This window comes from Methylovorus mays, from assembly GCF_020531915.1.
Taxonomy (GTDB): Bacteria; Pseudomonadota; Gammaproteobacteria; order Burkholderiales; family Methylophilaceae; genus Methylovorus; species Methylovorus mays.
In genome coordinates this window covers 189,424-213,055 of sequence record NZ_JAJAVG010000008.1, presented here as the reverse complement: position 1 = coordinate 213,055, position 23,632 = coordinate 189,424, and the positions used below count along the sequence as shown (strand labels likewise).

General features: G+C 49.6%; 25 protein-coding genes and 1 tRNA gene. 14 read left to right on the top strand and 12 right to left on the bottom strand.

Annotated elements, in window-relative coordinates:
- Nucleotides 1-34: 34 nt before the first annotated feature.
- The 4 genes from LG203_RS11400 (at nucleotide 35) to LG203_RS11385 (ending at nucleotide 4,385) form a co-directional block, all read left to right on the top strand.
- A complete protein-coding gene (locus tag LG203_RS11400) occupies nucleotides 35-1,699 on the top strand; it encodes a sulfatase-like hydrolase/transferase (protein WP_230345876.1) in 1,665 nt (554 codons plus the stop codon).
- 174 nt (nucleotides 1,700-1,873) lie between these two features.
- Entirely contained in the window at nucleotides 1,874-2,905 is a 1,032-nt protein-coding gene (locus LG203_RS11395) for a site-specific integrase (RefSeq protein WP_230345875.1), read from the top strand.
- A 101-nt stretch (nucleotides 2,906-3,006) separates the two neighbouring features.
- The gene (locus LG203_RS11390) at nucleotides 3,007-3,399 is read left to right on the top strand and encodes a TIR domain-containing protein (RefSeq protein WP_230345874.1); all 393 of its coding nucleotides are present in this window, start codon (nucleotides 3,007-3,009) and stop codon (nucleotides 3,397-3,399) included.
- Entirely contained in the window at nucleotides 3,396-4,385 is a 990-nt protein-coding gene (locus LG203_RS11385) for a caspase family protein (RefSeq protein WP_230345873.1), read from the top strand. Before LG203_RS11390 ends, LG203_RS11385 begins: the two co-directional genes overlap by 4 nt.
- 212 nt (nucleotides 4,386-4,597) lie before the next feature.
- Here LG203_RS11385 and LG203_RS11380 read toward each other — a convergent pair whose 3' ends face one another.
- Nucleotides 4,598-5,074, bottom strand: coding sequence for a hypothetical protein (locus LG203_RS11380; RefSeq protein WP_230345872.1), 477 nt, complete (start codon nucleotides 5,072-5,074; stop codon nucleotides 4,598-4,600).
- A gap of 38 nt (nucleotides 5,075-5,112) precedes the next feature.
- Here LG203_RS11380 and LG203_RS11375 point away from each other — a divergent pair, with 38 nt between their 5' ends.
- Nucleotides 5,113-5,973, top strand: coding sequence for a hypothetical protein (locus LG203_RS11375; protein WP_230345871.1), 861 nt, complete (start codon nucleotides 5,113-5,115; stop codon nucleotides 5,971-5,973).
- A 606-nt stretch (nucleotides 5,974-6,579) separates the two neighbouring features.
- Nucleotides 6,580-7,479, top strand: coding sequence for a hypothetical protein (locus tag LG203_RS11370; protein ID WP_230345870.1), 900 nt, complete (start codon nucleotides 6,580-6,582; stop codon nucleotides 7,477-7,479).
- A gap of 109 nt (nucleotides 7,480-7,588) precedes the next feature.
- Here LG203_RS11370 and LG203_RS11365 read toward each other — a convergent pair whose 3' ends face one another.
- Together LG203_RS11365 and LG203_RS11360 are read right to left on the bottom strand one after the other, a co-directional pair.
- Nucleotides 7,589-8,428 carry a DUF4062 domain-containing protein gene (locus LG203_RS11365; RefSeq protein WP_230345869.1) on the bottom strand — a complete coding sequence of 280 codons (840 nt, stop codon included), beginning with the start codon at nucleotides 8,426-8,428 and terminating at the stop codon, nucleotides 7,589-7,591.
- Nucleotides 8,429-8,515: 87 nt separating this feature from the next.
- Nucleotides 8,516-9,217: a VRR-NUC domain-containing protein gene (locus LG203_RS11360; RefSeq protein ID WP_230345868.1), complete on the bottom strand. Its 702-nt coding sequence runs from the start codon at nucleotides 9,215-9,217 to the stop codon at nucleotides 8,516-8,518.
- Nucleotides 9,218-10,740: 1,523 nt separating this feature from the next.
- On the opposite strand from LG203_RS11360, the gene LG203_RS11355 reads away from it, so the two are divergent.
- From LG203_RS11355 to LG203_RS11335, 5 genes are read left to right on the top strand one after another with little or no spacing between them, the layout of a single operon-like run.
- Nucleotides 10,741-12,474 (top strand): type IV secretory system conjugative DNA transfer family protein, encoded by a 1,734-nt coding sequence (locus tag LG203_RS11355; RefSeq protein ID WP_230345867.1) that lies wholly within the window; start codon nucleotides 10,741-10,743, stop codon nucleotides 12,472-12,474.
- Nucleotides 12,455-13,201, top strand: coding sequence for a MobC family replication-relaxation protein (gene mobC / locus LG203_RS11350; RefSeq protein ID WP_230345866.1), 747 nt, complete (start codon nucleotides 12,455-12,457; stop codon nucleotides 13,199-13,201). The genes LG203_RS11355 and mobC overlap by 20 nt, the downstream gene beginning before the upstream one ends.
- Nucleotides 13,185-13,454 (top strand): hypothetical protein, encoded by a 270-nt coding sequence (locus LG203_RS11345; RefSeq protein WP_230345865.1) that lies wholly within the window; start codon nucleotides 13,185-13,187, stop codon nucleotides 13,452-13,454. The genes mobC and LG203_RS11345 overlap by 17 nt, the downstream gene beginning before the upstream one ends.
- Complete coding sequence (locus LG203_RS11340; RefSeq protein ID WP_230345864.1) at nucleotides 13,447-14,205, top strand: hypothetical protein; 759 nt, start codon at nucleotides 13,447-13,449, stop codon at nucleotides 14,203-14,205. Before LG203_RS11345 ends, LG203_RS11340 begins: the two co-directional genes overlap by 8 nt.
- 2 nt (nucleotides 14,206-14,207) lie before the next feature.
- Entirely contained in the window at nucleotides 14,208-15,161 is a 954-nt protein-coding gene (locus LG203_RS11335) for a type IV secretion system protein (protein WP_230345863.1), read from the top strand.
- 75 nt (nucleotides 15,162-15,236) lie between these two features.
- Here LG203_RS11335 and LG203_RS11330 read toward each other — a convergent pair whose 3' ends face one another.
- Both LG203_RS11330 and LG203_RS11325 read right to left on the bottom strand, forming a co-directional pair.
- Nucleotides 15,237-15,602, bottom strand: coding sequence for a hypothetical protein (locus LG203_RS11330; protein ID WP_230345862.1), 366 nt, complete (start codon nucleotides 15,600-15,602; stop codon nucleotides 15,237-15,239).
- A 345-nt stretch (nucleotides 15,603-15,947) separates the two neighbouring features.
- A tRNA-Arg gene (locus LG203_RS11325) sits at nucleotides 15,948-16,024 on the bottom strand.
- A gap of 114 nt (nucleotides 16,025-16,138) precedes the next feature.
- Between LG203_RS11325 and LG203_RS11320 the strand changes: the two genes are divergently transcribed.
- Nucleotides 16,139-17,101 carry a c-type cytochrome gene (locus tag LG203_RS11320; RefSeq protein WP_230345861.1) on the top strand — a complete coding sequence of 321 codons (963 nt, stop codon included), beginning with the start codon at nucleotides 16,139-16,141 and terminating at the stop codon, nucleotides 17,099-17,101.
- A gap of 49 nt (nucleotides 17,102-17,150) precedes the next feature.
- Nucleotides 17,151-18,005, top strand: coding sequence for a symmetrical bis(5'-nucleosyl)-tetraphosphatase (locus LG203_RS11315; protein WP_230345860.1), 855 nt, complete (start codon nucleotides 17,151-17,153; stop codon nucleotides 18,003-18,005).
- On the opposite strand, the gene LG203_RS11310 is transcribed toward LG203_RS11315, so the two are convergent.
- The 5 genes from LG203_RS11310 to LG203_RS11290 all read right to left on the bottom strand — a co-directional run bounded on the left by LG203_RS11310 (nucleotide 17,958) and on the right by LG203_RS11290 (nucleotide 21,684).
- Complete coding sequence (locus tag LG203_RS11310) at nucleotides 17,958-18,716, bottom strand: lysophospholipid acyltransferase family protein (protein ID WP_230345859.1); 759 nt, start codon at nucleotides 18,714-18,716, stop codon at nucleotides 17,958-17,960. The two genes, LG203_RS11315 and LG203_RS11310, sit on opposite strands and share 48 nt — an antisense overlap.
- Entirely contained in the window at nucleotides 18,717-19,466 is a 750-nt protein-coding gene (locus LG203_RS11305) for a GNAT family N-acetyltransferase (protein ID WP_230345858.1), read from the bottom strand.
- Between the two features lie 174 nt (nucleotides 19,467-19,640).
- The gene (locus tag LG203_RS11300) at nucleotides 19,641-20,060 is read right to left on the bottom strand and encodes an outer membrane lipoprotein (protein WP_268867414.1); all 420 of its coding nucleotides are present in this window, start codon (nucleotides 20,058-20,060) and stop codon (nucleotides 19,641-19,643) included.
- 44 nt (nucleotides 20,061-20,104) lie between these two features.
- On the bottom strand, nucleotides 20,105-21,046 hold the full coding sequence (locus tag LG203_RS11295; RefSeq protein WP_230345856.1) for a carbohydrate kinase family protein: 942 nt from the start codon (nucleotides 21,044-21,046) through the stop codon (nucleotides 20,105-20,107).
- A 74-nt stretch (nucleotides 21,047-21,120) separates the two neighbouring features.
- Nucleotides 21,121-21,684, bottom strand: a complete 564-nt coding sequence (locus LG203_RS11290) for a TetR/AcrR family transcriptional regulator (protein WP_230345855.1) — start codon at nucleotides 21,682-21,684, stop codon at nucleotides 21,121-21,123.
- A gap of 194 nt (nucleotides 21,685-21,878) precedes the next feature.
- Between LG203_RS11290 and LG203_RS11285 the strand changes: the two genes are divergently transcribed.
- Nucleotides 21,879-22,403, top strand: coding sequence for an SRPBCC family protein (locus tag LG203_RS11285; protein WP_230345854.1), 525 nt, complete (start codon nucleotides 21,879-21,881; stop codon nucleotides 22,401-22,403).
- A 53-nt stretch (nucleotides 22,404-22,456) separates the two neighbouring features.
- Here LG203_RS11285 and LG203_RS11280 read toward each other — a convergent pair whose 3' ends face one another.
- Nucleotides 22,457-23,215, bottom strand: a complete 759-nt coding sequence (locus tag LG203_RS11280) for a hypothetical protein (protein WP_230345853.1) — start codon at nucleotides 23,213-23,215, stop codon at nucleotides 22,457-22,459.
- A 2-nt stretch (nucleotides 23,216-23,217) separates the two neighbouring features.
- Nucleotides 23,218-23,631, bottom strand: coding sequence for a protoporphyrinogen oxidase HemJ (hemJ, locus tag LG203_RS11275; RefSeq protein ID WP_230345852.1), 414 nt, complete (start codon nucleotides 23,629-23,631; stop codon nucleotides 23,218-23,220).
- Nucleotide 23,632 lies beyond the last annotated feature (1 nt).

The following is a 23,632-nucleotide window of genomic DNA, read 5'->3' as shown; positions in this document are numbered from 1 at the left end:
GCGCGACCGGGTATCCAGTGAAGGATATCTCCGCGTGTTAAGTGCTTTGTCGTGGCGTCAACTCAGCCTGCTTGTCGGGCTATCCATCCTGACGTCCATTCTGCTGATGGCCGATGACGTCCTGTTTCATCTGCTGGGCAGTGCGCACTATGCCGTGTTTGAACCCGTTTATGCCCTGGTGATCTGGCTGCTCAGTCTGTCGTTCTGGTTATGCCGGCAGCGATGGCTGGTGCTGCTGGTATTGGCCCTGTTTGCCACCATGCAGGTCATGCAGTTCGCCAATCTGGCATTCACCGGGGAGCCGCTAGGTGTGAGCGATTTGCAAAATGCCTTGCTGAATCCGGAAGATGTCAGTCAGGCACTAAAGGCCAGTTGGCGGCCTTATATCTGGCTAGTGGTGGTGGTGGGCCTGCCATATGGGGCTCTTGCATTTCTGCATGGGGTCTTGTCGCCGCGCATAAATACGCCGTATTTTGGCCTGGCCTGGCTGCTGATTTTGCTCATCATCGCGGCCAAACCCATACGTGCAAGTTACCGCGATCTGGAAGACTTTTTGCCAGGTCCTACCCGCAGTGCCCTGCATAACAGCATGAATGTGTTTTCATTTTTTGCGGTAAAAGGGTTGCAGGAGGGAGCCTCTCCTCATGCAACAAGCATGCATGCGATGGTGCCGTACACAATGACACCGCAGGTCGCATCACCTTCAGCCCGCCACATCTGGCTGGTGGTGGCCGATTCGTTGCGGCCCGATCGCATGAGTGCCTACGGTGCCGCCCGCAATACCACTCCGCATTTGCAAGCCTGGATGGGCAAGCTGGATGGCGTGCCTCTGCAAGGGATTGCCGCCGGGGTGAGTACCGCCGTCAGCCTGCCTGCACTGATTAACGTGATACGCGAGCCAGGCCAGGAGGCCTGGATGAGAGACAAGCGGCATAACCTTTTCAGGCTGGCGAACGAGCGAGGCTACGAAACCTATTGGTTATCGTCGCAGGAATCCAAGCTGCTGACATATCTCGGGCGCCCTTTCATCGACCATGTGGTGACCAAAGAAAACCGCGTGCTCGGGTTCATGCAGCGTCGCGATGCATTGCTGGCCGATATTATTGAAAAGCAAATGCCCACCGATAAAAGTTTTGTCGTCTTCAACATGCGCGCCGTGCATTTTCCCTATGAAGAAAACTACCAGCATGACGCTGCCTTTGCTCCCCCATGGTCCACCACAGGCCAGCTAGACCATGAAACCCGCATGCGCAACACCTACGACAATGCCTTGCTGCATTGGGATGGCGTCATGAACCGCATCCTGCAAGCCTTTGCAAAACTGGAGGGTGAAAAATACCTGATTATCACCGCCGACCATGGTCAGCTATTGGGCGAGGGCGGCCGTTGGGGCCATAACCGCTTGCAACCCGAGGTGGTTGAAGTGCCGCTGATGGTATTCTCCGCTGATGCTGACAAGCCTCACGACTTGATACAGCAATCCTGGATCAGCCATTACGAACTTGGATTGTGGATTGCTCAGCGCCTGGGTGTACAGATTGACAACCCAAACGCCGACGACACGCTGCATTTTAATCATGGCGATCAATTGCTAGGTGACCGTTTCGTTCTCCCCATCCGTGAATGGCCAGACCGGATTGAATACCATGCGCCTGTGCTGCTGAGTACGTTGCGGCCTCGACAAACAGCGGATAGATGATGTTGTATAGGAGGTTGGTTGTGAATGTAACAATATGGCGCGCCCGACAGGAGTCGAACCTGTGACCTTTGGCTTCGGAAGCTAAATATTGACCAAAGATATGTATTGATTATAAAGGATAATTAAAACAAAATACAGTTTATTGGCACAATTTCGGCACACTAGGGGTTTTGTATGGCGACAATTCGAAAGAAAGATGGGCGAGACAATCAGTGGCATGTTCAGATTCGGCGTAAGCACGTCATAGCCACCAAGACATTCACCAAAAAAACGGATGCCGAACAATGGGCTCGTGAGGTCGAAACTGAAATTGATCGTGGAGTCTATGTTTCTAGAGCGGAAGCCGAATCCACTAGCCTTGCAGATGCGTGTGAGCGATACAGCAGAGAGGTCCTACCAAATCTAAAAGGTAAAGCTTCTGACGAATCTAGAATTAAGACTATAAAAGAAAAGCTTGGGAGGCTTCCTTTAGCAGCAGTCAATAGCACGGTCCTATCGAGATTCAGGGATGAGCGGTTAAAGGAGGTTGGCCTTCAGTCTGTTATCCATGAGTTAGGTTTGATTTCCCGAGTTCTAAAAGCATGTGTTTTAGATTGGGGAATTGCTCTTCCAGGTGGTGTGCCCCAAGTTAGAAAGCCAAGTCCCCCACCGGGGCGCAATAGGCGTATTAGTGATGATGAAATCCAGGCAGTTATCAACGCCACAGAAAGTGATCAATTACCACGCCTTGTCGGCCTTGCTCTTGAAACAGCGGCTCGTAGATCCGAGCTGGCAGCTCTAAAGTGGGTGAATGTTGATCTGAAAAAAAATTTGATTCGTCTTGAGGACACAAAAAATGGAGAAACTAGAGTGGTGCCACTATCTCCGGCAGCTCAGGCGATATTGAAGGAGGTGCCGCGAAGAATCGACGGTAGAGTTTTTGGGTTGTCACCAGATTCCATTACTCAGTCTTTCGAGAGAGCCGTCAAACGGGCTAGAAAAGAGTACGAGCTCGAGTGCTTATCCATGAGTGCCGACTCCGACAGGTATTATCTGATTGACTTGAATTTTCATGATTTACGTCATGAAGCAACAAGCCGAATAGCAAAAAAAGTCCCCAATCTAATTGAATTGGCTAGTATTACTGGGCATAAAGATTTGCAGATGCTAAAACGGTACTATCACCCAGATCCAGAGGAGTTAGTCAAAAAATTGGCTATTGTCTGAATAATGTAGACTTTGTTGGGGCAATAAAATAAGAGTATGCTTCGATTAAAAGGCATGTTAAAAAATATTACTAATAACAATATTAGCAATGGGGATGAGCTATGACTACAAAGAAAAAAACATTCATCAGTTTTGATTACGATAATGATGCTCGTCAGAAAGACTTGCTGGTCGGGCAATCAAAAAATCAAGATACCCCTTTCGACATTGCGGACTGGTCAATCAAAGAGCACATTGACAGTAATTGGAAAGCTAAAGCCCGTACAAGAATCAAAGCGGTGGATGTCGTCATTATCTTGTGCGGTCACTCTACAAACACTGCTGCCGGTGTAAGTGCGGAGCTGGCAATCGCACAGGAAGAAAAGATTCCTTATTTTCTTCTAGCAGCCTACTCGGACGGAAAAAATGTTGCACCCACAGCCGCCAAACCGAGTGACAAGATTTACTCATGGACTTGGGAGAACTTAAAGAAACTCATCCATGGAGGTAGATGATGAGACGGGCCTTGGTAATCGGGATTGACGATTACGAAAACGCCCCTCTCAATGGATGCGTTGCCGATGCCTCAGTGATAGGCGATCTTTTGGCGAGGCATGGGGATGGCTCACCTAACTTTAATGTCCGTAAGCTACTAAGCTCTGAGCAGAAAGTTACGGCTCAAGTAATGGATGATCAGATTAAAGAGCTCTTCGAGAATCCCGCCGACACGGTGGTTCTTTTTTTTGCTGGCCATGGAATTGTTGATGAAAAAACCAATGCGGGTTTCATCGTTTCCCAAGATGCTACTAGACCACATTGGGGTGCGGATTTATCTCATATCCTTACACTGGCCAACGAAGCGCATCCTAAAATCCGCTCAATTGTCATTATTTTAGATAGTTGTAAGTCTGGCTATGCCGGTGAAGTCCCCGCATTACGAGGAACATTTTCAGCAATTGGCCCTGGAGTAACTATCCTTACTGCATGTTCTAGAGAAGGTTTTGCAGAAGAGGCTGATGGTCATGGAGTTTTTACAGGGATAATGATTGAAGGATTAGGTGGGGGCTGCTCGGATGTTCTTGGGCGCATTACTCCAGCCTCCCTCTATGCATACATAGACCAGACCCTTGGCGAATGGGAGGCTAGGCCAATGTATAAGGCTAACGTGCAAACATTTATTACTTTGCGTCAGGTCACACCTAAAGTACCTGCTGAAGTGATTCGGTTATTGCCCATCTATTTTCCTGATCAAACACATCATTTCGCATTAGATCCGAGTTTTGAGCCTAATAGAGATAACGTTCCGGAAGCAATAATGGCTATTCCTCCCAACCCTGAAAACACGCGAATATTTGCAGATTTGCAATTATGTAACCGACATGGGCTAGTCAATCCAGTCGGTGCTCTGCATATGTACTATGCGGCAATTAACTCTCAAAGCTGTCGTTTAACTGCTTTGGGTGCGCATTATAGAAAATTAGCTATCCTTGGACGCATATAAAATGAGTAATTGTGCAGATAATCCGATCCCTCAGCCGCAGCCGCTCAAAAAAGATGATTCACCACCAGTGAGAAAGTAATCATGGCCGATAAACCGAATCCTATACCTCAGCCCGCTCCGTCCAGAAGAGACTATGTGAAAGATAGTCCAAGGCCAGTACCTACGGCGCCATCACAGCCGCCACCAAGTAAGAAATAAGAACGCGAAATCGTTTAACTTAAAAGTTTGAATGACTGCCAGAAAATCACGCTCAATATTGGGAAAACTGCAAGGAATTTTCTTGCATTATTCAGAGCCTTTGATCTCTTCTGGATGACGACGCATGCTTCGTCTATCCTTAACTGCATGTTTTGGAGCTCAAACTCTTTAAGCTCATCTAACGAATAATTTTTTTGATTCAAATTTTTTGGTTCGTTGTATACAGGTGGGAAGTCTCCTTGAATAAGACAGTTGGAGACCAAGTACAAAACAGAAGCGATCAAATAGACTGTTGTAAACAGAGCAGAATAAAATATTACTGACTCTCCATTTACATTCTGGACGGTATATGCGAATACGACTCCAATAGCAGAGAGTCCGATTGTTAATGTTGTATGGGCCTCTGCCGTAATCAGATCTATATTTTGCTGGCGAGATTTCATGTTTTCGATAGCGGCTACTTCGACCCACTCTAATATTTTCTTGTCCATTTAATTTCCAATTTTTCAAGTGACAGATTCGTTTATAAATGCACAGTGGTGAAATTTTGAATACTATATTAACTTTTCTTTCTAATATACCGATTGCATTTTGGACGGCGCTTCTAGCCACTACATCAACATTGGCTGGTGTCCTCATATCGAATAAAAGCAATACTTCTCGAATACTTATGCAGCTAAAGCATGATGCGCAACAAAAGTCTATTGAGCGTACGCATGAGATTAGACGAAAAATCTACCTCGAATTGGTTTCTGAGTACAATAAGGCCACTACTCATTTAACAAAACTTCCCGCATTGGAACTTGGGCAAAACCCGGCAGATGGGTTTATGCCATTTTTTAACGAATTGACTAAAGCAACTCTTATAGTAGAGCCAAGTACTTCTGAAATTCTTTTAACTGCTCAAGCTGCTTTTGGAAAGGTAATGTTTTCTGCTATGAGTAGAGCAACATCTGTAAATCAAGTGCGTCATCAAATTACCATTGTTGATGATTTGTATCAAAAGCATTTGCTTGAACAGGAGAGAATTTTTTCTGAGATTAAGAATTGGTGCGAAACTCCTGGTAAGTCGAAAGCGGTGCTCGAAGCTTTAAACATTAGCTATGAGCATCAGACAGAACTCGTAGATCATTATGCCGAGAAACGAGGTGATGCATGGGATAAATTTAACAAATTCAATGCTGAATATCAGTCTGAGTTGTTTAATGAGTTGCAATGTTTGCGTGTAACCCAAGATGATGTATTTAAGGCATTGCGGAAAGAGTTAGATTTCAGTAATGAATATCCAGATGGATATTATGAGAAACAAAACTCCGTTTTCAATAGTTTAAAATTACAAATAAACGAACAATTTAAAAAATGGGAGCGTTCGACTGATCTACCATCTTGACGAATGGGAAACTTAGCTTTATCTTGTTTGCATTGCTTAGCGTAGCTCAGCATTTCAAAAGCGTATAACGCATCAATGCTCTTGGCATTGTCTACTGGTCAGTCCCAGTCAAAAAGCCGCAAGACCGCGGTCTCTGTACGTCTATCCAAACAGAAAATATAACTGATTGCACCGTCTTTTGAGCCTTAAGGTTTGATTAGTTACCGTTTTATAGAGCGGAAAATGGGCTAAGCACATATTAGTTTTGCATGCTTAGCGGGGGAGGTCGCGTGCCCTGGCTCCAACTCGTTGGAGAAATTAAATGCAATCAACGGATTTACTAAAAACATTAACCGTTCAAGAGCTTAGTAAGATTCTTAGAAAGTCCCCTGCGTCTATATACAGCGATTTGATTCGCAACCCTGACTCATTGCCTTGCCCTATTAAAATAACAGGATCTAGACGGCTCTTATGGCTGGAGAGCGATGTCCTAGACTGGCTGAAGCAATTCTATTTACCAAACTCGAGTCAGACAATTCAGTCGGTAATTTCCCCAAAGAAACCCTCACAAAAACCCAAGGCAGGCCGCCCCGGCCGCCCATTCAATGCATGTTTTAGGGGGCAAGAATGAATAGCACAATCAGCAACTCAGCATCAGCGATGATCAAAACAGGTTTCTGGGAGTGCCAAGAGTTAGTCGAAAGTATGACTACTGAGGATAAATTTTTGCTCCTCTATTTTCTGACGTGCAAGGATCGCCACGTTTCTGGAGTATTCAAGTTAAATAAGCGAATGGCCACCGCGAGATTGGGATGGGATATTAACCAGATAAGTTTGGTTGAGGCACGCCTGGCAGGCTTTGAGGAAATTATTATTGAGGAGTCATGGGTGTGGGTTACTAGTTGGTTCGATCACAATGCGGCACCTTCTCCAACGCATGATAAGAAAATTCGGGAGCGGTTGCTTGAAGTTCCATTCAGTCTTCGTGAGCGGTGGCTTTCTGATGCCAATAGTCGCGGGCTCGACGTATCTCGATGGATAAGCATTTCTAGAGATCATTCGCAGGTGAATAGCTTATCAATAGGGTCTGCATACCCTATTGATAGCGTACCCAGTCCTCATGGGGGCGTTACTCATACGCTATCGGTTAACAATAACAGTAACAATATATTAAACAACAACACCAACATTACCCTCAATATGGGACCGCTCGTTCGCATATACGAACAGTACTTCCTGAACGTAATAGCAGAATTCGCGTTAAATGGTGAGGCCGCACAAGATATTGCCGATGAGCTTCAAAAATACCTTGTCCAGGGGAAAATCAATAATGTGGAGGGATGGATTAGGCGTATGGCTGAGCTGGCAAGCCAGGGGAGATTTAGTAAATCTGAAAAACCACCGCAGCCCAATCGATACCCAGAGTTCTCAACGGCGTCTCAAGTTGTATCGCATCGCTCCGAAATGCCTCCTCACATTAAAAGTGAGTTACAGCATTTTATCCGGAGAGGGCATCGCGAAACATAAACGAATGAGTATTCTTGCCTAAGCGATTGGCTGATAAATACCATAGCTGACGGTGAACGTTTGAATTAACCGGCTGGCGCGACTTTATGCGCCAGTCCGTGTTGAATGCTTACAGGGCAATCATGTCTGCTATTTGGTAGCCAAAATTCGAAAGCTCAAATACTTCGCCTTTATGACCGCGAGCCACCACAAGCCCTTGAACGGTCAGCTCCTCCAATGCCTGCTCCCACTTTGCAATCTCTCTCCGTTCGTTAGATGGAATGACATTTTTTCCATTAGTCTGAATATCGGTGCCGCCGATATACCGAACATGCAAAATAGTACCGTGAGGATCTTGCCGTGCCTCTTTCAATAGAACACGAGCCTCTCCCGACAAGTTGGGAAGCGGCGTCTTTGATTCAGTTACTTCAGAAATCATTTCATCTTCGGCCACTTTGAACAGAGGATGTTGATTTAATTTTAGTTGAAGATGACGATAAAACTTTTCCTTGAAGTCTGAATGGCTGTCGTAACTCTCATATAGCCCTCGTTTCCTACAAGACTCTTTAAATGCCCTAAGCCTTGCTACCTGTTCAAGATCGACTGTATCCATTGCAACGGGTTGGCTGGAAAAGTAGAGCATGGCGGGCTTTCCTGACTCAACATGCTTTTCTATCTCCTCTACCGTTCCGCTAGCGAAGTCGTCTGTGGCGGTTCCAATCCTCGTCCAAAATACACCGACCAAAAGATCACATTTTTCCAAAATCTGGTTATTGATGATGGATTGAGGCGCGGCTCCCATCTCCGGGGACGAATGGGATTCCCAACCTATCGGAAGCAGAACAGTCTTTCGTTGGCTCGAATGCACAGCATTCCATTCGTAGACAACATCACGAATGATTGAGCGCTCAGAGGCGACATCGCCTGGAGAAGCGATCATTACGTTGAACACATTTGCACAGTAGCTCATGGCGCAACCTTTAATTTGGAAAGATAACGTTTGACATAGGCGGTGACCGACCGGCGCAGCCGGTTGGGTATCCGCTCGATGGAGTGGTTAGGCCTCTGCGTGATCACCATTCCGCGCTGGGATGACTTGCAGAACTGAGCACCTCAGCCCGAGAGGTTCTGCGACTTCAGTTGCAAACCTAAGCTGAGACGCCTGGAATCTATCAGTCGTCTTTACTTCCACGAAGCGTACTCCGTTCCCTCCTATCACCGTCAGATCTGGCCACCCTGACCGATATTCATACGGCTTCATCGCTAAGCGCTGGGCGATCTCTAGCAGCTTGCTTCGGTCAATGGCCCGAAGCAGCTCTAAGGCGAAAGAAAGCTGGACACGCGGGTATGCGTCCTGAACAAAAGGATCACCCAGCACTTCCCGCAGGTTCCGCTCGACCACAGCTTGGTCCGAAGTGGCGATGGTTGAGAAGACTTCGCTGATGTTGGATGCAAGTATCGTGAACTGGGCTCCCAAGTAGCGGCGAACTGCGTCGACGCGATCATCGAACGAATTGAGGCGTGCCAAAGTATCGAGAGCTGCCGCCTTGATAAGTAAGTTGATCGTGGCTCCCTCACACCATGAGCACGATTCGCCTAAGCTCGCGATGTAAAGCGCGGCTATCGCTTCGGGATCTGATGTTTCAACCGCACCAAGGCGCCACTGCTTCTGGGGAGTTCGCAGTACCGTCAACTGTTCCAAAGGCCAGCCGACAGCGACGCATTGGTCGGATAGATACGGATTGGATTTGCCGGGCATTCAGAGGCTTAACAGTTAATGTAAAGACCCATGTGTCCGTATATTAATAATTGATATTTTCAATTGCATAGTTGTAACCTCTTGTCTTTTATTGGTTTTATTGTTTATTGGTCTCTATATTGAAATATTAATATAGAGACGCAGCGTGATCTAGTAATAATTTAAATTCTGACAACCCATCACTCCGCAAAATAGGCTTAACTTACAAGGGCCTTTGGACATAGCACTAATTGACACTGCAAATTGTATGACTGCTTTGTCCCCATTGCAGAAGTACACTTTTTTCACTGGAATACTCAGACGAGTTGTGTTCATGAGTTCTTGATATTAAAAATGCTTACACAACCTTCTTGCGAGATAAGCGCTTCAGGTTATGGAAAACAAAACTATCAAACATGAATCGTTAAAGCTTTTGTGATCTGACCTTATGATTATGCACGTGATCCGTGCATGATCATCAAGCTCACTCACGAATCAGTCTCGCGACTGCTTCCCATCCTTGCCCGCTAGTGCGTGCCAGGATGGAGGCTCCGCCTCTGTCTTTTCTAGTCGGCTGAACGCCTCCCGTCAAAGCCATTCACCGCGCAGCGCGTGGCTGAACGCCACTTCTGCTTCAGGGCGAAGCCCTCTTGCCACTCCGCTTCGGCTGAACGCCGAGCTTCATGCCAATTCACCCGGCAGCGGCGCGCCCTTCGGCGCTTGCCCCCCCCATTTCCAGCTGCGCCATAGATTGCTATCGCAACTATGACTTGGCCCCTTGGGCGAGCGCTGAACGCGCTCCAGTAAATAGGGGGGGCAAGCGCCCGACGAGAGTCGGACGCTCGCCGCTGCCGCGCTGCGGTCCATTCAGCTGGTCCTTGGGGCCCAGCTTCATCCCCTGCCCTAGGGGGACAGGGGCCTTCGCTTAGGGTCGCTACCAAAACGCCCTTGGGGGTCGTGTTTGGTAGCTCGTTCGCCACAAATCGCTATGGGCGATTCGCTGGCTCACCAAGCACGGCAATCACGCCCTTGGGCGCGTTCTTTGCCTTGCATCGCTTGGGCGATGCAGCTTGCCCCTCCAGGCCTCGGGGGCCTTCCGCGATTCACTGCGGCTGTCGCCTTGCTCATCTTGGCCTCGTGCAACCTATTTTCGCAAAGGCATCACTGCGGTCGAATCCTAAAGCCTTAGGGCCAAACTCAGTCCCCTGCCTAAGGGCAAGGGACATCAGTATCGCCACCAAAATGCCCTGAGGGGATTTTGATAACTCCTTTACCACAAATCGCCTATGGGCGATTCGATGGTTTATCAAGCCCGGCAATCGCGCGCTTAGGCGCACTCTTTGCCTTGCATCGCTGTGGCGATGCAGCTTGTTTCTCAAGGCCTTTGCGGCCTTTCGTAATTCGCTGCGGCTGTCGCCTTGCTCTTATTAACCTAGTACAACCTGTTTTCGTAAAGACATCATTTTTGAATGTTTTAGGTGAATACCGGAAATCAGGCATTTCAGTAGCCTTCTCTATATGAACATCACATATGGAGTTTTCTTATGACTGCCTTTTGGGGCAACCTCTTATGGCATTCCGCCATCTTCTTTTTTCAATCCTCACGCCCATTCTTATTTGCTGGAGGGCTCGTCGCGGGCATTGCAGTAGTTGGAGCCATTGATAGCGAAAAGTACCGATCCACTTTACTGAAACTGGTACTGAGTGGCGTCATTATTGGGTTAATACCGTTTTTAATTTTTAACTTTTATATTATTGGCTATTTCAAAACATTAGCTCCACTGAGCTGTGTCCAATTGCTTTATGGGGCTTTAGGAATTCTGGTAGGTCTCTTTTTAGGCCTCACATGGCTCAGAAATGTTTCCCCTTGGTTTGCAGAACTGTCATCAAAGCTGAAGCGAAGCTCTGCACTGGAGCGCAATAAAAAAACTGACGTTCGCCGAATTCATGAGTTTCTTCCTAAGTCTGTAGGTGAGTTTGATCCACTTGGGTTTTGGGACCGAGATAAGGGCTTGTTTCTCGGATTAGATGAATTCAAAAAGCCCATATATATGTCCCCCAGCATGCTTGGGCATGTGCAGGTGGCTGGCACCACGGGTTCGGGAAAAGGCGTGTTTTTAAGCATGCTCTCGGCTCAGCTGGCTTATTTGGGCATGACGTTGGTTTATGTTGATCCTAAAAACGACGAATGGGCTCCGCACGTGCTTGGTCGGGCTTGTTCCGCGCTCAAAATCCCTTTTTATCTGCTTGATCTACGCCCTTCCGCCGGACCTCAAATAAACCCATTTGACGGTGATAGCGCAGAGCAAATTGAGGAGGCATTTTTGGCCGCATTCTCTTTAAGCGAGAAAGGGTCGGATAGTGACTTTTATACCATCTCTGACAGACAAGCGGCTGGTGACATGGCCCATGAGATGGCCAACTCACAACATACGCCAACGAGTCTTTACCTTCAGTTCGGTGAGGCTTTACAGGAAAGGTCCCCAAAGTTTGCTGGCATGTTGCGAGAGATGGCTGAAATACCCGCGGTCAATGCTAAACCAGGGCTTGGACTTAACCTAAGAGAAATTATCAAAAAACCTGGCGTCGTCTACATCATTGGCAGCATGCGAAATGCCAAGGTCATTCGTATGCAGCGCATGCTCTTGATCAAGATTATTCAGCTAGCAGAAGAGCGCGATAGAACCAAAAGCAACTCAAAAATTGGCGTGGTGCTGGATGAGGCCAAATACCACATTAGCAGGCCTAGCATTGAAGCATTGGGTGCTGCTCGAGATAAGGGTGTTCATGTAGTACTGGCCCATCAGTCTTTAGATGATCTTCGGGATTGCCCAGCAGATTTATCCCCTGACGCTGTAGTTGGGGCTGTTATGGAAAATTGTGCTTTGAAGCTGGTTTACAAAGTGCAGGATCCCAAGACTGCAGAGTGGTTTGCTCGAAAAAGCGGAAAAATTGAGGTCGATGATGAGATGCGCAAAGTATCTCGCAATGCGGCTCTTGCTGAAACTGTCGATTCAGATCGGACGATTCGCCAGGCTGAGCGATTTCTGTTCGATGAAAACATGTTGCTCAATCTCAATAAGTTCCAAGGTGTTCTCTTTGGGCATGGTCTCCCCAGGTTCATCCACACATCTCCCATCAGAATCGACAAGCTTTCTTCGGATCATCTCGCTCCTCAAGTCGTGGACGGCGATCGATTGCTTAAGGCCGTCGAGATGATTGCTCCCCCAGTTGACGCAAACGAAAAGGAGGATCCTTTTGCACTTTCTACACGATAAAAAGCTGATCGCTATCCGTATTCAAGAAAAACGAACTCTGATCCTGGAGTGGTTAAAAGGCGAGGGTTACAGCACTACATCTATTCTATGCCGGGTTTTAGGGCTGAAGGACCGAGCCACGCGACTCACGCTGGGGCGTATGGCAGCCGATGGGCTTGTCAGTCTGCATGAGGTTGAGGGGCTGGGAGGTGCAGTGAAAATCTGGGGGATTACTGCCCACGGTGCGGCAATGGCAGCGGATATTACTAACCCAGACTTTACTTATTTTGAGCCTGGAAGACTTAGCCAATCCACTATCCAGCACTCCTTGGCGGTACAGGAGGCTCGTTTGCATCTGGTTGAGCATGGTTGGAGGAATTGGATCACTGATCGTCAATGTCATCAACTACATGCTCGCGATGGCTGGCTGAAGATTCCTGATGCATTGGCTACAGACCCAGAAGGTAAGTATGTGGCCATTGAAGTTGAGCGTACCTTCAAAACTATCAAGCGCTATCAATCAATTATTTCGAGTTACCTGCAGATGGTCGCAGCAAGAAAAATTGAGCGTATTGATTACATTTGCCCCATTCAGGGCATGGCTCCCCGTCTTGAAGCTCTTTTTCAGAGCATCCGAACTGTTCCCGTTAAGGGCCAGACCGCGGCAATCACTAAAGAGCATCTTAGCAATTTTCGATTTATTGATTTTTCAACCGGCAAGGAGAGTAAGCATGGCTATTCCATTTGAGCACAAACCCAACACAGGGTCTTTTTTCAAAAATAATCGTAAAACCAAGTCCAACCACCCGGACTATAAAGGTAGTGCAAAAATTGATGGTGTCGATTACTGGGTAAATATATGGGGCCGGATGTCTTCGGAAAATACCCCGTTTTTCGGTATTACATTCACCCCGCAGAATGGGGATGTTGAGCTTGATACTACCGCCCAGAAATTCCCCGATGAGGAGGGTGCTGAAGCTCAGGAGGGCGATCATGAATAAATCAATATTCATATTGGTGTTGTTGTCGCTTTTATCTGGAACCGCGCAGGCGGATAAAATTGTGTTCGACCCTACCAATTTCCTGAAGAACTCTGTAACTGCAGCACAAACTGCGAAGCAGTCTGTGATATTAACCAACCAGTTAATGACCCAAGTCGATCAATATCGAGCAATGTTGGTTCATTTGCAAAAGCTCCCTTCTGACGCGATTTCTCTGCGTGTATTAGGCCGCGTGCCTGGCAGTGTGGACGATGCTCAAACCCTGAGTGCTGATGTCTACAGTAATTATCAGCAGCTCAGCAATAATCTTTCAGGCCTTTCTAATGCCTATCAGAGTGTTTCATCAGTAATCCAGGACGCGACGCGCTTAGGCGTCTTGTCCGGACAGAGTGTTGAACAGCTTCTTGAAGGTGAGGTGAAAATGAAGGCTGCAGGGAGGCAGTCACAGACCAATTATGCTTCCCTTTTTGACAATCTGGGACGGGACATTGATAACTACAAGCGTCGTTCGGATGGACTGGCTGAAAGGCTGCCTTCAAATTCTGGCCTCATGGAGGGGCTCGGCACTCTAGGGGCTCAAAATCATATCGTCATTGATCAGCTTAGTAATCTTGTCGCTAATGCTAACGCCCAGGCAAAAGCGAACAGTCAAAAGCAAGCCTTGGATGAGGAGAAAGGCGAATATGACGCGAGGTATATTCAAAGCTGGGAGGCTGCAAAAGCCAAGGCACGTAAGCAGATGGGGTACTAAACATGGCTGCCGAACTATTCGTAGATGCCGCCCAAACTGTTCTTGGATCCGCCTCTGCATACTTGGATATGAAGTTGGCCCTCATGACCAATTATGGGTTAAGCCTGTTTACAGGTTTGGCGGCCCTGAGTTTCGCGTGGTATGGAGTCCGGGTTTTACTGGCAAATGGTGACGTTACTGATATTTTCGGTAGCCTGATTCGACAAATGCTGACAGTTACTTTTGTGTATTGGCTTCTTAAAAGTGGTTATCAAACCGTTTTTATTGAGGGTGTAGCTGGTAGCCTGGATACTATCGCTACTCAATTGCTCCCTGTCCAGCAGGGGTCGCCGGCTGAGTTGGTAGGGGAGGTATTTTCAAGATTTTTTAAGTCCGGCATGGCGATTTTTTCCACACTGGACTCAATAATTGATCCGTCCCTTAATCCTTTGAGCAAGCTATCGCTAGCTCTATCCTCACTAACTGCTATATCAGCCTTAATGATGTCCTCTGTAATTCTAATCGTCAGTGGAGGCTTATTCTTTGTATTGAGCTTGGGCAGCCAATATATGGTGGTTATTGCATTGATTCTTGGTCCTGTTTGTCTGCCATGGCTTTTGATGAGTCAAACCTCATTTGTAGCTGAAAGCTGGATCCGATTTTTGATTACCGCTTCGCTATGGAAAGTACTTGCCGCAATTATTATTGGGATTTCTGATTCCATGTTTCAGGCGGTAATACAGAAAGCGGTTGATGCAGCAGCTTCGGGAGCAGCTAATTATGGGGAAATATTGGTAGCCGCAGTATCGGCATCTCTCGGGGCTGCCTTAATGGCTTGGTTACTTCTTCAGGTCCCATCTATCGCCTCAGCCATAGTGGGGGGCAGTAGCGGCGTTTCTGGATTTAATTTCAACTCTATAAGGAAATTGGTTGGCGGTAAGGTGGGAGCTAGTTCTACACCTTCACAGTCAAAATAATAATCGCCGGTATTCACTGCTGGCTTTGAGGCTACGCCAGCAGTGAGTATTACTATGCGAATCTCTGACAGTCGTTCACTTCACCCGGTGAAGAAGGAATGTACGTCCTGCTGACTTAAGTATCACATTGTCCGAGTCAATGATTTTATAAGTCTCCCCGTACTTTGTGCCTAAGACATGCTGATAAACAATAACCTCATTGCTCGCTGTCTGCTTATATTCAATTGGAACTCTAGATCCCATAGCTGAAATGTATTCCGTTTCAGTGAATTCACGTATTCCCCCGCCTTTTTTAGGGTTTGCGATTGCTGCCTGGATCGCTGCGTCACTTGAGCCAATATCTTGAGCTTGCCATTTCCCTATTAAGATACTGCCCCCATCACTGCATCCCGTGATGATGATCGACATTAGTAATAAAGCAGAGCTGAACACTGTCTTCATGATGCCTCCTTGGGGGCGGATTCTTTAGTAACTTTGACGATCTGCACCTCAAAGCCCTGATCCTTCAAGCACCCCAAAAACCTTCGCACCTTGCGCGAGTTTTGTATAGCCGAAATGGTTTGTTCACGAGTTAACGGTGTTAGTGACATTACACCGTCTGAGAGAGAGATTTTTATGGTTTCCATGACTGACCTCAAGAGTGATGTTTAAGTAACAACTCCAGAGCCGCCATAGTTATGCTTTTTTTGGCACAAATCTGGCACAGTGACTGTGCCAGATGATGCAATTTTGTGCTTGTTTGTGCAAACCGGTTTCAAGTTAACTTTATGATTTACTTGAAATATATGGCGCGCCCGACAGGAGTCGAACCTGTGACCTTTGGCTTCGGAAACCAACACTCTATCCAACTGAGCTACGGGCGCGTATCGAAATACTGCGAACAAGATTATAGCAAATGCACGCTAGCTTGTCCTTTTACCTATAGGCGCTTCAACGTATAATCACTACTTTTCGTATGGGTATAAGGGTTTATCGTCATGGGTGAGCATCATCACGAATTTCCAAAAACAACAGTGACGCAGGTGGTGCTGGCTACCTTGGGGGGATTGTTTGCACCCGCGCTGGTGATTTTTCTGATTGTTAAGATGTTGTTTGGTATACAGGCTTCGCATCTGGTGGATGCGGACCCAGCCATTCAGCAGGCGGTAGTTGAGGAGCGCATCAAGCCGGTGGCGCAAGTGGAAGTGGCTGACAATAGCGGCCCGCACGTCGACAAGACGGGTGAGCAAGTCGTGACGGCTGTCTGTTCAGCATGTCACGCTGCAGGCGCGCTGGGTTCGCCCAAGATCGGCGACAAATCGGCTTGGGGCCCTCGTATCGCCCAAGGGTATGAAACTCTGATCAAGCACGCCATTGAAGGTATTCGCTCCATGCCTGCACGTGGTGGTAATCCGGATCTGACCGACAATGAAGTTGCCAATGCCGTGGCTTATATGGCTAACCAGTCGGGTGCAAGTTTCAAGTCGCCTGAACAGGGCGGCGCTTCACACGGTGCTGCGCCTGCTGAGGCGGCTGCGGCAGAGCCAACCGCTGCAGCACCTGCAGCGGCTCCGGTAGCTGCTGCACCTGTACCTGCCCCGCAAGCCAAAGCTGCAGCACCCGCAGCGCCTGCCGCCACCCCTGCTGAAGAAGCCAAGCCTGCCGTGGTCGCCGAAGCCGCCAAGCCGGCTGCCGCCAGCGGCAAGTCTGGCGAAGAGGTGGTCAAGGGCGTTTGCGCCATGTGCCATGCGGGTGGTCTGATGGGCGCTCCCAAGATTGGTGACAAGGATGGTTGGGCACCACGTATTGCCCAAGGCTACGATACTCTGGTGCAACATGCGATTCATGGTATCCGCATGATGCCAGCCAAGGGTGGCAATCCAGGCTTGAGTGATGCGGAGGTTTCCCGTGCCGTGGCTTATATGGCAAACCAGAGCGGCGCCAACTTCAAGGCCGACTAATTTGATCATGCGGTGCTGCCATGCAGCATCGCTTAAGTGAGTTCATGCTATGGCAACCTACGCAATCGGTGATCTGCAAGGTTGCCATTTTTCATTTCAGCATCTGCTGAGTCATATTCAGTTTGACCCTGCCCATGATCGTCTGTGGCTGGTGGGTGATCTCATCAATCGTGGTGAACATTCCCTGCAAGTATTGCGCTGGTTGCATCAGCACCGGCAATCCATCGTCGCCGTGCTGGGCAATCATGATCTGCATGCGCTGGCAGTGGCTGAAGGGTTTGTGCAGCCGCATCGTAGTGATACCTTGCAGGAAATACTGGACGCTCCAGATCGGGACGACCTTCTGAATTGGCTGCGCAGCTTGCCGCTGGTGCATGCCGAGGCAGGATATCTGATGGTGCATGCAGGTTTGTTGCCGCAATGGAGTGCCAGGGACGCACTGGCGCTTGGCGCCGAGGTGGCCGCAGCTCTGCGCGGCCCCGTCTATCGTGATTTTCTGCGCCACATGTATGGCAACCATCCGGTCGCCTGGGATGATGATCTGCAGGGCATGGACCGGCTACGCATGATTACCAATGCCATGACGCGTTTGCGTATCTGCACATTGGCGGGAGAAATGGACTTCAAGTTCAAGAGTGAGCTGGAGGATATTCCTGCAGGTTATGTGCCATGGTTTGACGTGCCGCAACGGCGCTCTGCCGATACTGCCATCGTGTTTGGGCACTGGTCAGCCCTGGGTTTGCAGCAGCGCGATAACCTGTTTGCGCTCGATACGGGATGCTTGTGGGGTGGCAGCCTTACCGCCATGCGCCTGGAAGACCGGACAATTTTTCAGGTGCCCTGCAGCCCGGAAGACTCACCCCGCAAGATCAAGCCGGCTGGCAATCGCCTGCCTGGCCTGTAGCGTCAGGCTGCGCCTGTCATGCCCTGCGGGGCTGATGGGCGGCGCAAAGTCGAGTTCCACGATGGGTTTACGGCATGCCAGCACCTTGGCAATCGACTGCATCAGCGTGATGTCTCCCCAATACGCCATCTCGGTATTTGCACTGCCATCCTCCCGCGGATAGCGAATCGCCACAGGCCACACCATGCTATCTGCATCAATCGCGGCTTGCATCAGGCTGCCCTTGAAGGGTTTCAGCTCCGTGCCATCCGTCGTCGTGCCTTCGGGGAAATAACAAAGGCAATCGCCGGCCTGCAGGCTGCTCACCGCTTCAGCCACCATGCGCGATGTATCCTGCTTGCGCTGGCGGTCGATGAAGAATGTATTCACCTTGCGCGCAAACCAGCCAAATACCGGCCAGTCCCGTACTTCGGATTTCGCGATAAAACGTACCGTGCGCACGCTGTTCAGCGCGTGGATATCGACCCAGGAAACATGGTTGCCGACCAGCATGGCCGAGGCGATGTCTGGATGTGGTGGCGATCCTTTTACCACCACACGGATGTTCATGACCTGCATCAAGCCACGTGCCCAGCGGCTGATCACCCGGTCGCGTTGCCGCGCACTGAGGCGCGGCAACAGCAGGGTGGCGATCAGCATGCCATTGAGCATGTGCAGGACGATACGGATTACCCGAAAAATGCGGGTGATAGGGGAGCTTGGTTTTTCCAATTATTTGAAGAAGTGAGCCGCATAGCGCTTGTTGATACGCGACAAAGGTAACATGACCAGCATGTCTGCGGTATTGAAATCTGGATCCCATGCTGGCTCGCCGCAGATGTAAGCGCCCAGGCGCAGATAGCCTTTGATCAGGGGTGGGCAATTGACATCGAGCGAAGTCTGCAGTGCGTTCATTGGCAATGGGCAGCGCGGAAATACACGATATTCCACCGGGCTGAGGTGATCCTGCGCCAGTTGTGTATAGAGGCTGGCTGCCATGTGGCCGCCATCCGCCATGCCAACGCTGCCGCAGCCTATCATGTATTCGTAGCGGTGCGTTTGCATGTATTTGGCCAGGCCTGCCCATAACAGCGTAATGGTGCCGCCCATGCGGTAGTCAGGGTGTACGCAGGCACGGCCCACTTCCACGGTGCGATCAAACAAATGTTGCAGGCGGCTCAAGTCAAACTCGCCCGCAGAATAATAACCACCGGCTTCAGCGGCCATGGTCGGGTTCAATATGCGGTAGGTGCCAACGACTTCGCCACTACGGGTTTCACGCACCAGCAAGTGATCGCAAAAGGCATCGAAGCCATCCCGGTCCAGACCGTCCTGCCCGTTGATGCGGGCGCCCATTTCTTCAGCAAATACCTTGTAGCGCAAGCGTTGTGCTTCGGCAATTTCGGATGGATTGCGCGCCAGAGTCACGTGCAGATGGCTGGGCTCGCTGTGCAAGCCGGTTGAGACATGCTTTTCTAGCAATTGAATCTCTCCTGCTGATTTAAGATAGGAGAGAATTTACGAATCTTTTATGACGGAACGGTGACGGCCATTTGAAGCTTGCATGAATCGAAGAAGGCATGTGATCGCAAACAGCAGACAAAATAAAACCCGGCAATCTCTTGCCGGGTTTTATCGTATGCAGATGATATCTGCTTAGTGGCTGACGCGGGTGGTGCCGCCACTTTCCAGGATACGCACGCGTTCGCCAGGCTGGAACTGATCATCCGCTTCCTGCACGACAGCGATCATGGTGCCGCTATCCAGCTTGACGGTGATTTCAAGACCATCCTTGCGGGTGAGGCCTTCTTCAGCCGCAGAACCTGCCAGGCCACCTACAATCGCTCCCAGTACCGTTGCAATTGCCTGGCCTTTGCCGCCGCCCAGCGTGCTACCTGCTACACCGCCGACAACGGCGCCTCCAGCGGTGCCTACTGGCGATTTGGTGCCTTCCAGTTTGACGGTGCGTACACTTTCCACCACACCCATCTTGACCGTTTGTACCTTGCGGGCTTCATCCCGGCTATACACGCTGCCTGAGTTTGAACTGGCGCATGCCCCCAGCATGGCCAGCATGACGGCAATACCCACTAATTTCACTGTATTCACTTGTGACTCCTTTAACCCAGATTGATTGAGCTGCCAAATGCCTGTTGGTACTTCTCTGCGATTTCTTCGCGGCTTGGTTGATGGTTTTGTGCACCGCGATGGGCAATTTTAATCGCCCCCATCACCGACGCCAGCTGCCCGCTCTGTTGCCAGTCCCAGCCTTGGCTGATGCCGTAAAGCAAGCCGGCACGGTAGGCATCGCCACACCCGGTGGGATCGGTCACAGCTGAAGCTTCAACGCATGGAATGTGCAGGCGTTTACCTTCCGTGTAAATGTGCGACCCTTCGCTCCCCAGGGTTACGATCAAGGCATGTACCTTGTCAGCAATGGTATCAAGAGTAAGACCGGTTTTTTCCTGCAGAAGTTGCGCCTCGTAGTCGTTGACGGCTACATAGTCCGCCAGCTCAATGAAATGCAGCAGTTCTTCACCGTTGAACATGGGCAGGCCCTGGCCGGGATCAAACAGGAAAGGGATGCCCGCATCGCTGCATTCTTTGGCATGAAGGAACATGGCATCGCGGCCATCAGGCGCAATAATGGTGAGGCTGACATCTTTGGCATCGTGCACGCTGTTGCTGTGCGCTGCGCTCATGGCGCCCGGGTGGAAAGCCGTGATCTGATTGTCATCCTGATCGGTAGTGATGAAGGCCTGAGCGGTGAAGGTGTCGGGAATCACCTTGATATGCGCGCTATCCAGTGACTGCTTGTCCAGCCATTTGTTATATGGCTGAAAATCTTCGCCGACGGTCGCCATGATCAAAGGGGCGCCGCCCAGCAGTTGCAGATTGTAGGCAATGTTGCCAGCGGTTCCGCCAAATTCACGCCGCATTTCCGGTACAAAAAAGCAAACGTTCAGCAGGTGAATTTTTTCAGGCAGGATGTGATTTTTGAAACTGTCCCCAAACACCATGATGGTGTCGTAAGCCATTGAGCCGCAGATCAGAGTTTTCATTATGTGGGCTAAGAAGGAAAAGCCACATTATCAGCGAGTAGCGGCTCGCCGGGCAAGTGCGCTGAGTGTCTATATCAGGATTTAAGGGCGTTATCGATCAACACTTTGGCGGCTTTCTTGGCATATTTCACCGCGCCTGATCCCCGTTTCATCTGTTCGGCCTGCATGGCGCCTTCAATCAGCAGAGAAAGTTGCAAGGCCAGACCTTCGGTATCCTGAATGCCCGCTTCGGTGGCAAGTGAGGCCAGATATTGTCGAAACTGTCGCGATTGCTCGGCTGAAAGGCGGTGCACCGGATTTTCTTCGTTGGGGAATTCGGCAGATGCTTTGAGAAACGCCATGCCGCGGAAGTCAGGTGAGGTCACCCACTCTTCAATAAAATCGAACAGCTTCTGCAGTTTTTCAGCGGGCTTTTTGGTATTGGTTTCAAACTTTTGTTGTAACCAGGATTGAAAGTCCTGATGGCCTTGCTGCAACACTTCCAGAATCAAGTCTTCCTTGCTGTGGAAGTATTTGTACAAGGTCATTTTGGTAGTGCCGGCGACGGCGACGATGGTATCGACGCCGGTAGAGTTGATGCCCCGTGTCTGGAACAGATCGGTGGCCACACTAAGTATTTTTGCCCGTAATGGAGACATGGTTTGGTGTTTCCTGATGATGATTAAATTCTATCGTAAAGCATTCAATAAATATACAAATCTGTATATTTTTATGCAGCGCCCTTATTCATTCATAAGAACGGGATTTTTTCACAGGCGCCAGGCGAAAAAGTCATGTACAGTCCTTGCGCCGTAAGTCATGCGGTCATTTTCATTTATTAACCGAGGTATGTATGCGTACACTTAAAAGTGCTTTAGTTCTGGCTGCTTTTGCTTTACCGGTGGTATCAATCGCGGCGATTGATGAAACCCTGCGAATTCGTGAAACCATCGAAATTAATGCCCCTGCTGACAAGGTTTGGGCACATGCCGGAAACTTCGCCGATATGTCCTGGCACCCCGCTGTGGCAAAAACTACGCTATCCAGTGGTGCTGCCAATGCTGCGGGTGCCCAGCGTGTCTTGGTGCTGAAAGATGGCGGTACTATTCACGAAACGCTGACTGAATTTGATGATGCGAATCATGTGTTGAAGTACACCATCACGGAAAGCGTGTTGCCGCTACGTGAATATGACTCCACGCTGCAAGTGCAGGCCGTGGGCGAAGGCAAAACCAAAGTGACCTGGAAGAGCATGTTCAAGCGCAAGGATCCAGCGCATGAACCCAAAGCCGGGGAGGATGACAAAACTGCGCGTGACACCGTGACTTCCATTTATCAAAGTGGCCTGCAAAATCTTAAAGCACTGTCCGAGAAGTAATACCGCACGCCATACGTCATAAAGCCGGCGATGGCCGGCTTTATTATTTGTCCCTAACTCGTTGAGTTTTTCATCAACATCGGCGTGTAGTTACAGCTGACTTGCTGCAACAGTTTGTTGACGACATCCTGATCGCTGACCTTGGTCGATACTTTGCCGTTGACGACATATTCGATGTAAATCCCACGTTCCGATTCGGGAAGCACAAGTGCTTGCGGGTAGTCACAGCTTCCGGTACGCATCTGCTCAATTTTGGCGTACATGGCGGCCGTGCGTGCCGGATTGGCGACGGAGAAATCCGGTGCCATGCGAGGCTCGGCGGGTTTTGCCGAGGCATTCAGGGCCGCGACGATAAATGGCCCTGAGGGCTGAAATTCACTCTGCAAGGCAATGCTGCTGCTGCCCAGCAAGGTAAACACGCCTGCCGCTATCGCATAAGCTAACACCTTGGTCGCAGGTTTTTGCTCAGGTGTCTGGGCTTGCAGCATGGCGTCGGCTGCAATACGGGCATGGTGGAGAGCGCGTGAAGCGGGTGAGGCCAGTTCAGTCTCAAGCGCTTGCTGCATCATGAAGTAAAGTTGCTGTGCCAGCAGGTCTGGCATCTCTATCGCCATGGCTTGCGTCTGGGTTTGCATGAAACGCAGCATGGCGCTATCCGCGGCAATGTCTGCTTCGCCTGGCAGCATTGACGGATTGCTGGCGGCTTCTGCCAGAAGATCAAACGCATTCAGCAGGCGCTGGCCAGGGGCGCTTGAGGATTTTTGTATCCTGGCGATCAGCAACTCAGAGGTGAGTAATGGATGGACTGGCATGGCTAGAAGGGTTTCACCTCAACCAGGATAATAATGGCGATCAACGCCAGCACCGGAGCTTCGTTAAGCCAGCGGTAAAACACATGGCCATGCTGATTGCGGTCGTGGGCGAAGTCACGCACGAGCTTGCCGCAATACAGGTGATAGAGCACCAGCAATACCACCAGCGAGACCTTGGCATGCAACCAGCCGCCACTGAATCCATAGCCCAGCCAGAGCCACAGCCCAAAGGCAATAGTCAGCACCGCGCCGGGGGTCATGATGCCGTAAAACAGCTTGCGCTCCATGATTTTGAAACGGACGTTGCTGGCCTCATCGCTGGACATGGCGTGATAAACGAAGAGCCGTGGCAAATAAAACAGCCCTGCGAACCAGGTCACCATGAAAATGATGTGCCACGCCTTGATCCAGAGCATG

Excerpts from the sequence above, each read along its gene's own strand:
- LG203_RS11395 (WP_230345875.1), top strand. The coding sequence starts at position 1,874 with ATGGCGACAATTCGAAAGAAAGATGGGCGAGACAATCAGTGGCATGTT.
- LG203_RS11390 (WP_230345874.1), top strand. The coding sequence starts at position 3,007 with ATGACTACAAAGAAAAAAACATTCATCAGTTTTGATTACGATAATGAT.
- LG203_RS11385 (WP_230345873.1), top strand. The coding sequence starts at position 3,396 with ATGATGAGACGGGCCTTGGTAATCGGGATTGACGATTACGAAAACGCC.
- LG203_RS11380 (WP_230345872.1), bottom strand. The coding sequence starts at position 5,074 with ATGGACAAGAAAATATTAGAGTGGGTCGAAGTAGCCGCTATCGAAAAC.
- LG203_RS11375 (WP_230345871.1), top strand. The coding sequence starts at position 5,113 with ATGCACAGTGGTGAAATTTTGAATACTATATTAACTTTTCTTTCTAAT.
- LG203_RS11370 (WP_230345870.1), top strand. The coding sequence starts at position 6,580 with ATGAATAGCACAATCAGCAACTCAGCATCAGCGATGATCAAAACAGGT.
- LG203_RS11365 (WP_230345869.1), bottom strand. The coding sequence starts at position 8,428 with ATGAGCTACTGTGCAAATGTGTTCAACGTAATGATCGCTTCTCCAGGC.
- LG203_RS11360 (WP_230345868.1), bottom strand. The coding sequence starts at position 9,217 with ATGCCCGGCAAATCCAATCCGTATCTATCCGACCAATGCGTCGCTGTC.
- LG203_RS11355 (WP_230345867.1), top strand. The coding sequence starts at position 10,741 with ATGACTGCCTTTTGGGGCAACCTCTTATGGCATTCCGCCATCTTCTTT.
- LG203_RS11345 (WP_230345865.1), top strand. The coding sequence starts at position 13,185 with ATGGCTATTCCATTTGAGCACAAACCCAACACAGGGTCTTTTTTCAAA.
- LG203_RS11340 (WP_230345864.1), top strand. The coding sequence starts at position 13,447 with ATGAATAAATCAATATTCATATTGGTGTTGTTGTCGCTTTTATCTGGA.
- LG203_RS11335 (WP_230345863.1), top strand. The coding sequence starts at position 14,208 with ATGGCTGCCGAACTATTCGTAGATGCCGCCCAAACTGTTCTTGGATCC.
- LG203_RS11330 (WP_230345862.1), bottom strand. The coding sequence starts at position 15,602 with ATGAAGACAGTGTTCAGCTCTGCTTTATTACTAATGTCGATCATCATC.
- LG203_RS11320 (WP_230345861.1), top strand. The coding sequence starts at position 16,139 with ATGGGTGAGCATCATCACGAATTTCCAAAAACAACAGTGACGCAGGTG.
- LG203_RS11315 (WP_230345860.1), top strand. The coding sequence starts at position 17,151 with ATGGCAACCTACGCAATCGGTGATCTGCAAGGTTGCCATTTTTCATTT.
- LG203_RS11300 (WP_268867414.1), bottom strand. The coding sequence starts at position 20,060 with ATGCTGGCCATGCTGGGGGCATGCGCCAGTTCAAACTCAGGCAGCGTG.
- LG203_RS11295 (WP_230345856.1), bottom strand. The coding sequence starts at position 21,046 with ATGAAAACTCTGATCTGCGGCTCAATGGCTTACGACACCATCATGGTG.
- LG203_RS11290 (WP_230345855.1), bottom strand. The coding sequence starts at position 21,684 with ATGTCTCCATTACGGGCAAAAATACTTAGTGTGGCCACCGATCTGTTC.
- LG203_RS11285 (WP_230345854.1), top strand. The coding sequence starts at position 21,879 with ATGCGTACACTTAAAAGTGCTTTAGTTCTGGCTGCTTTTGCTTTACCG.
- LG203_RS11280 (WP_230345853.1), bottom strand. The coding sequence starts at position 23,215 with ATGCCAGTCCATCCATTACTCACCTCTGAGTTGCTGATCGCCAGGATA.
- hemJ (WP_230345852.1), bottom strand. The coding sequence starts at position 23,631 with ATGCTCTGGATCAAGGCGTGGCACATCATTTTCATGGTGACCTGGTTC.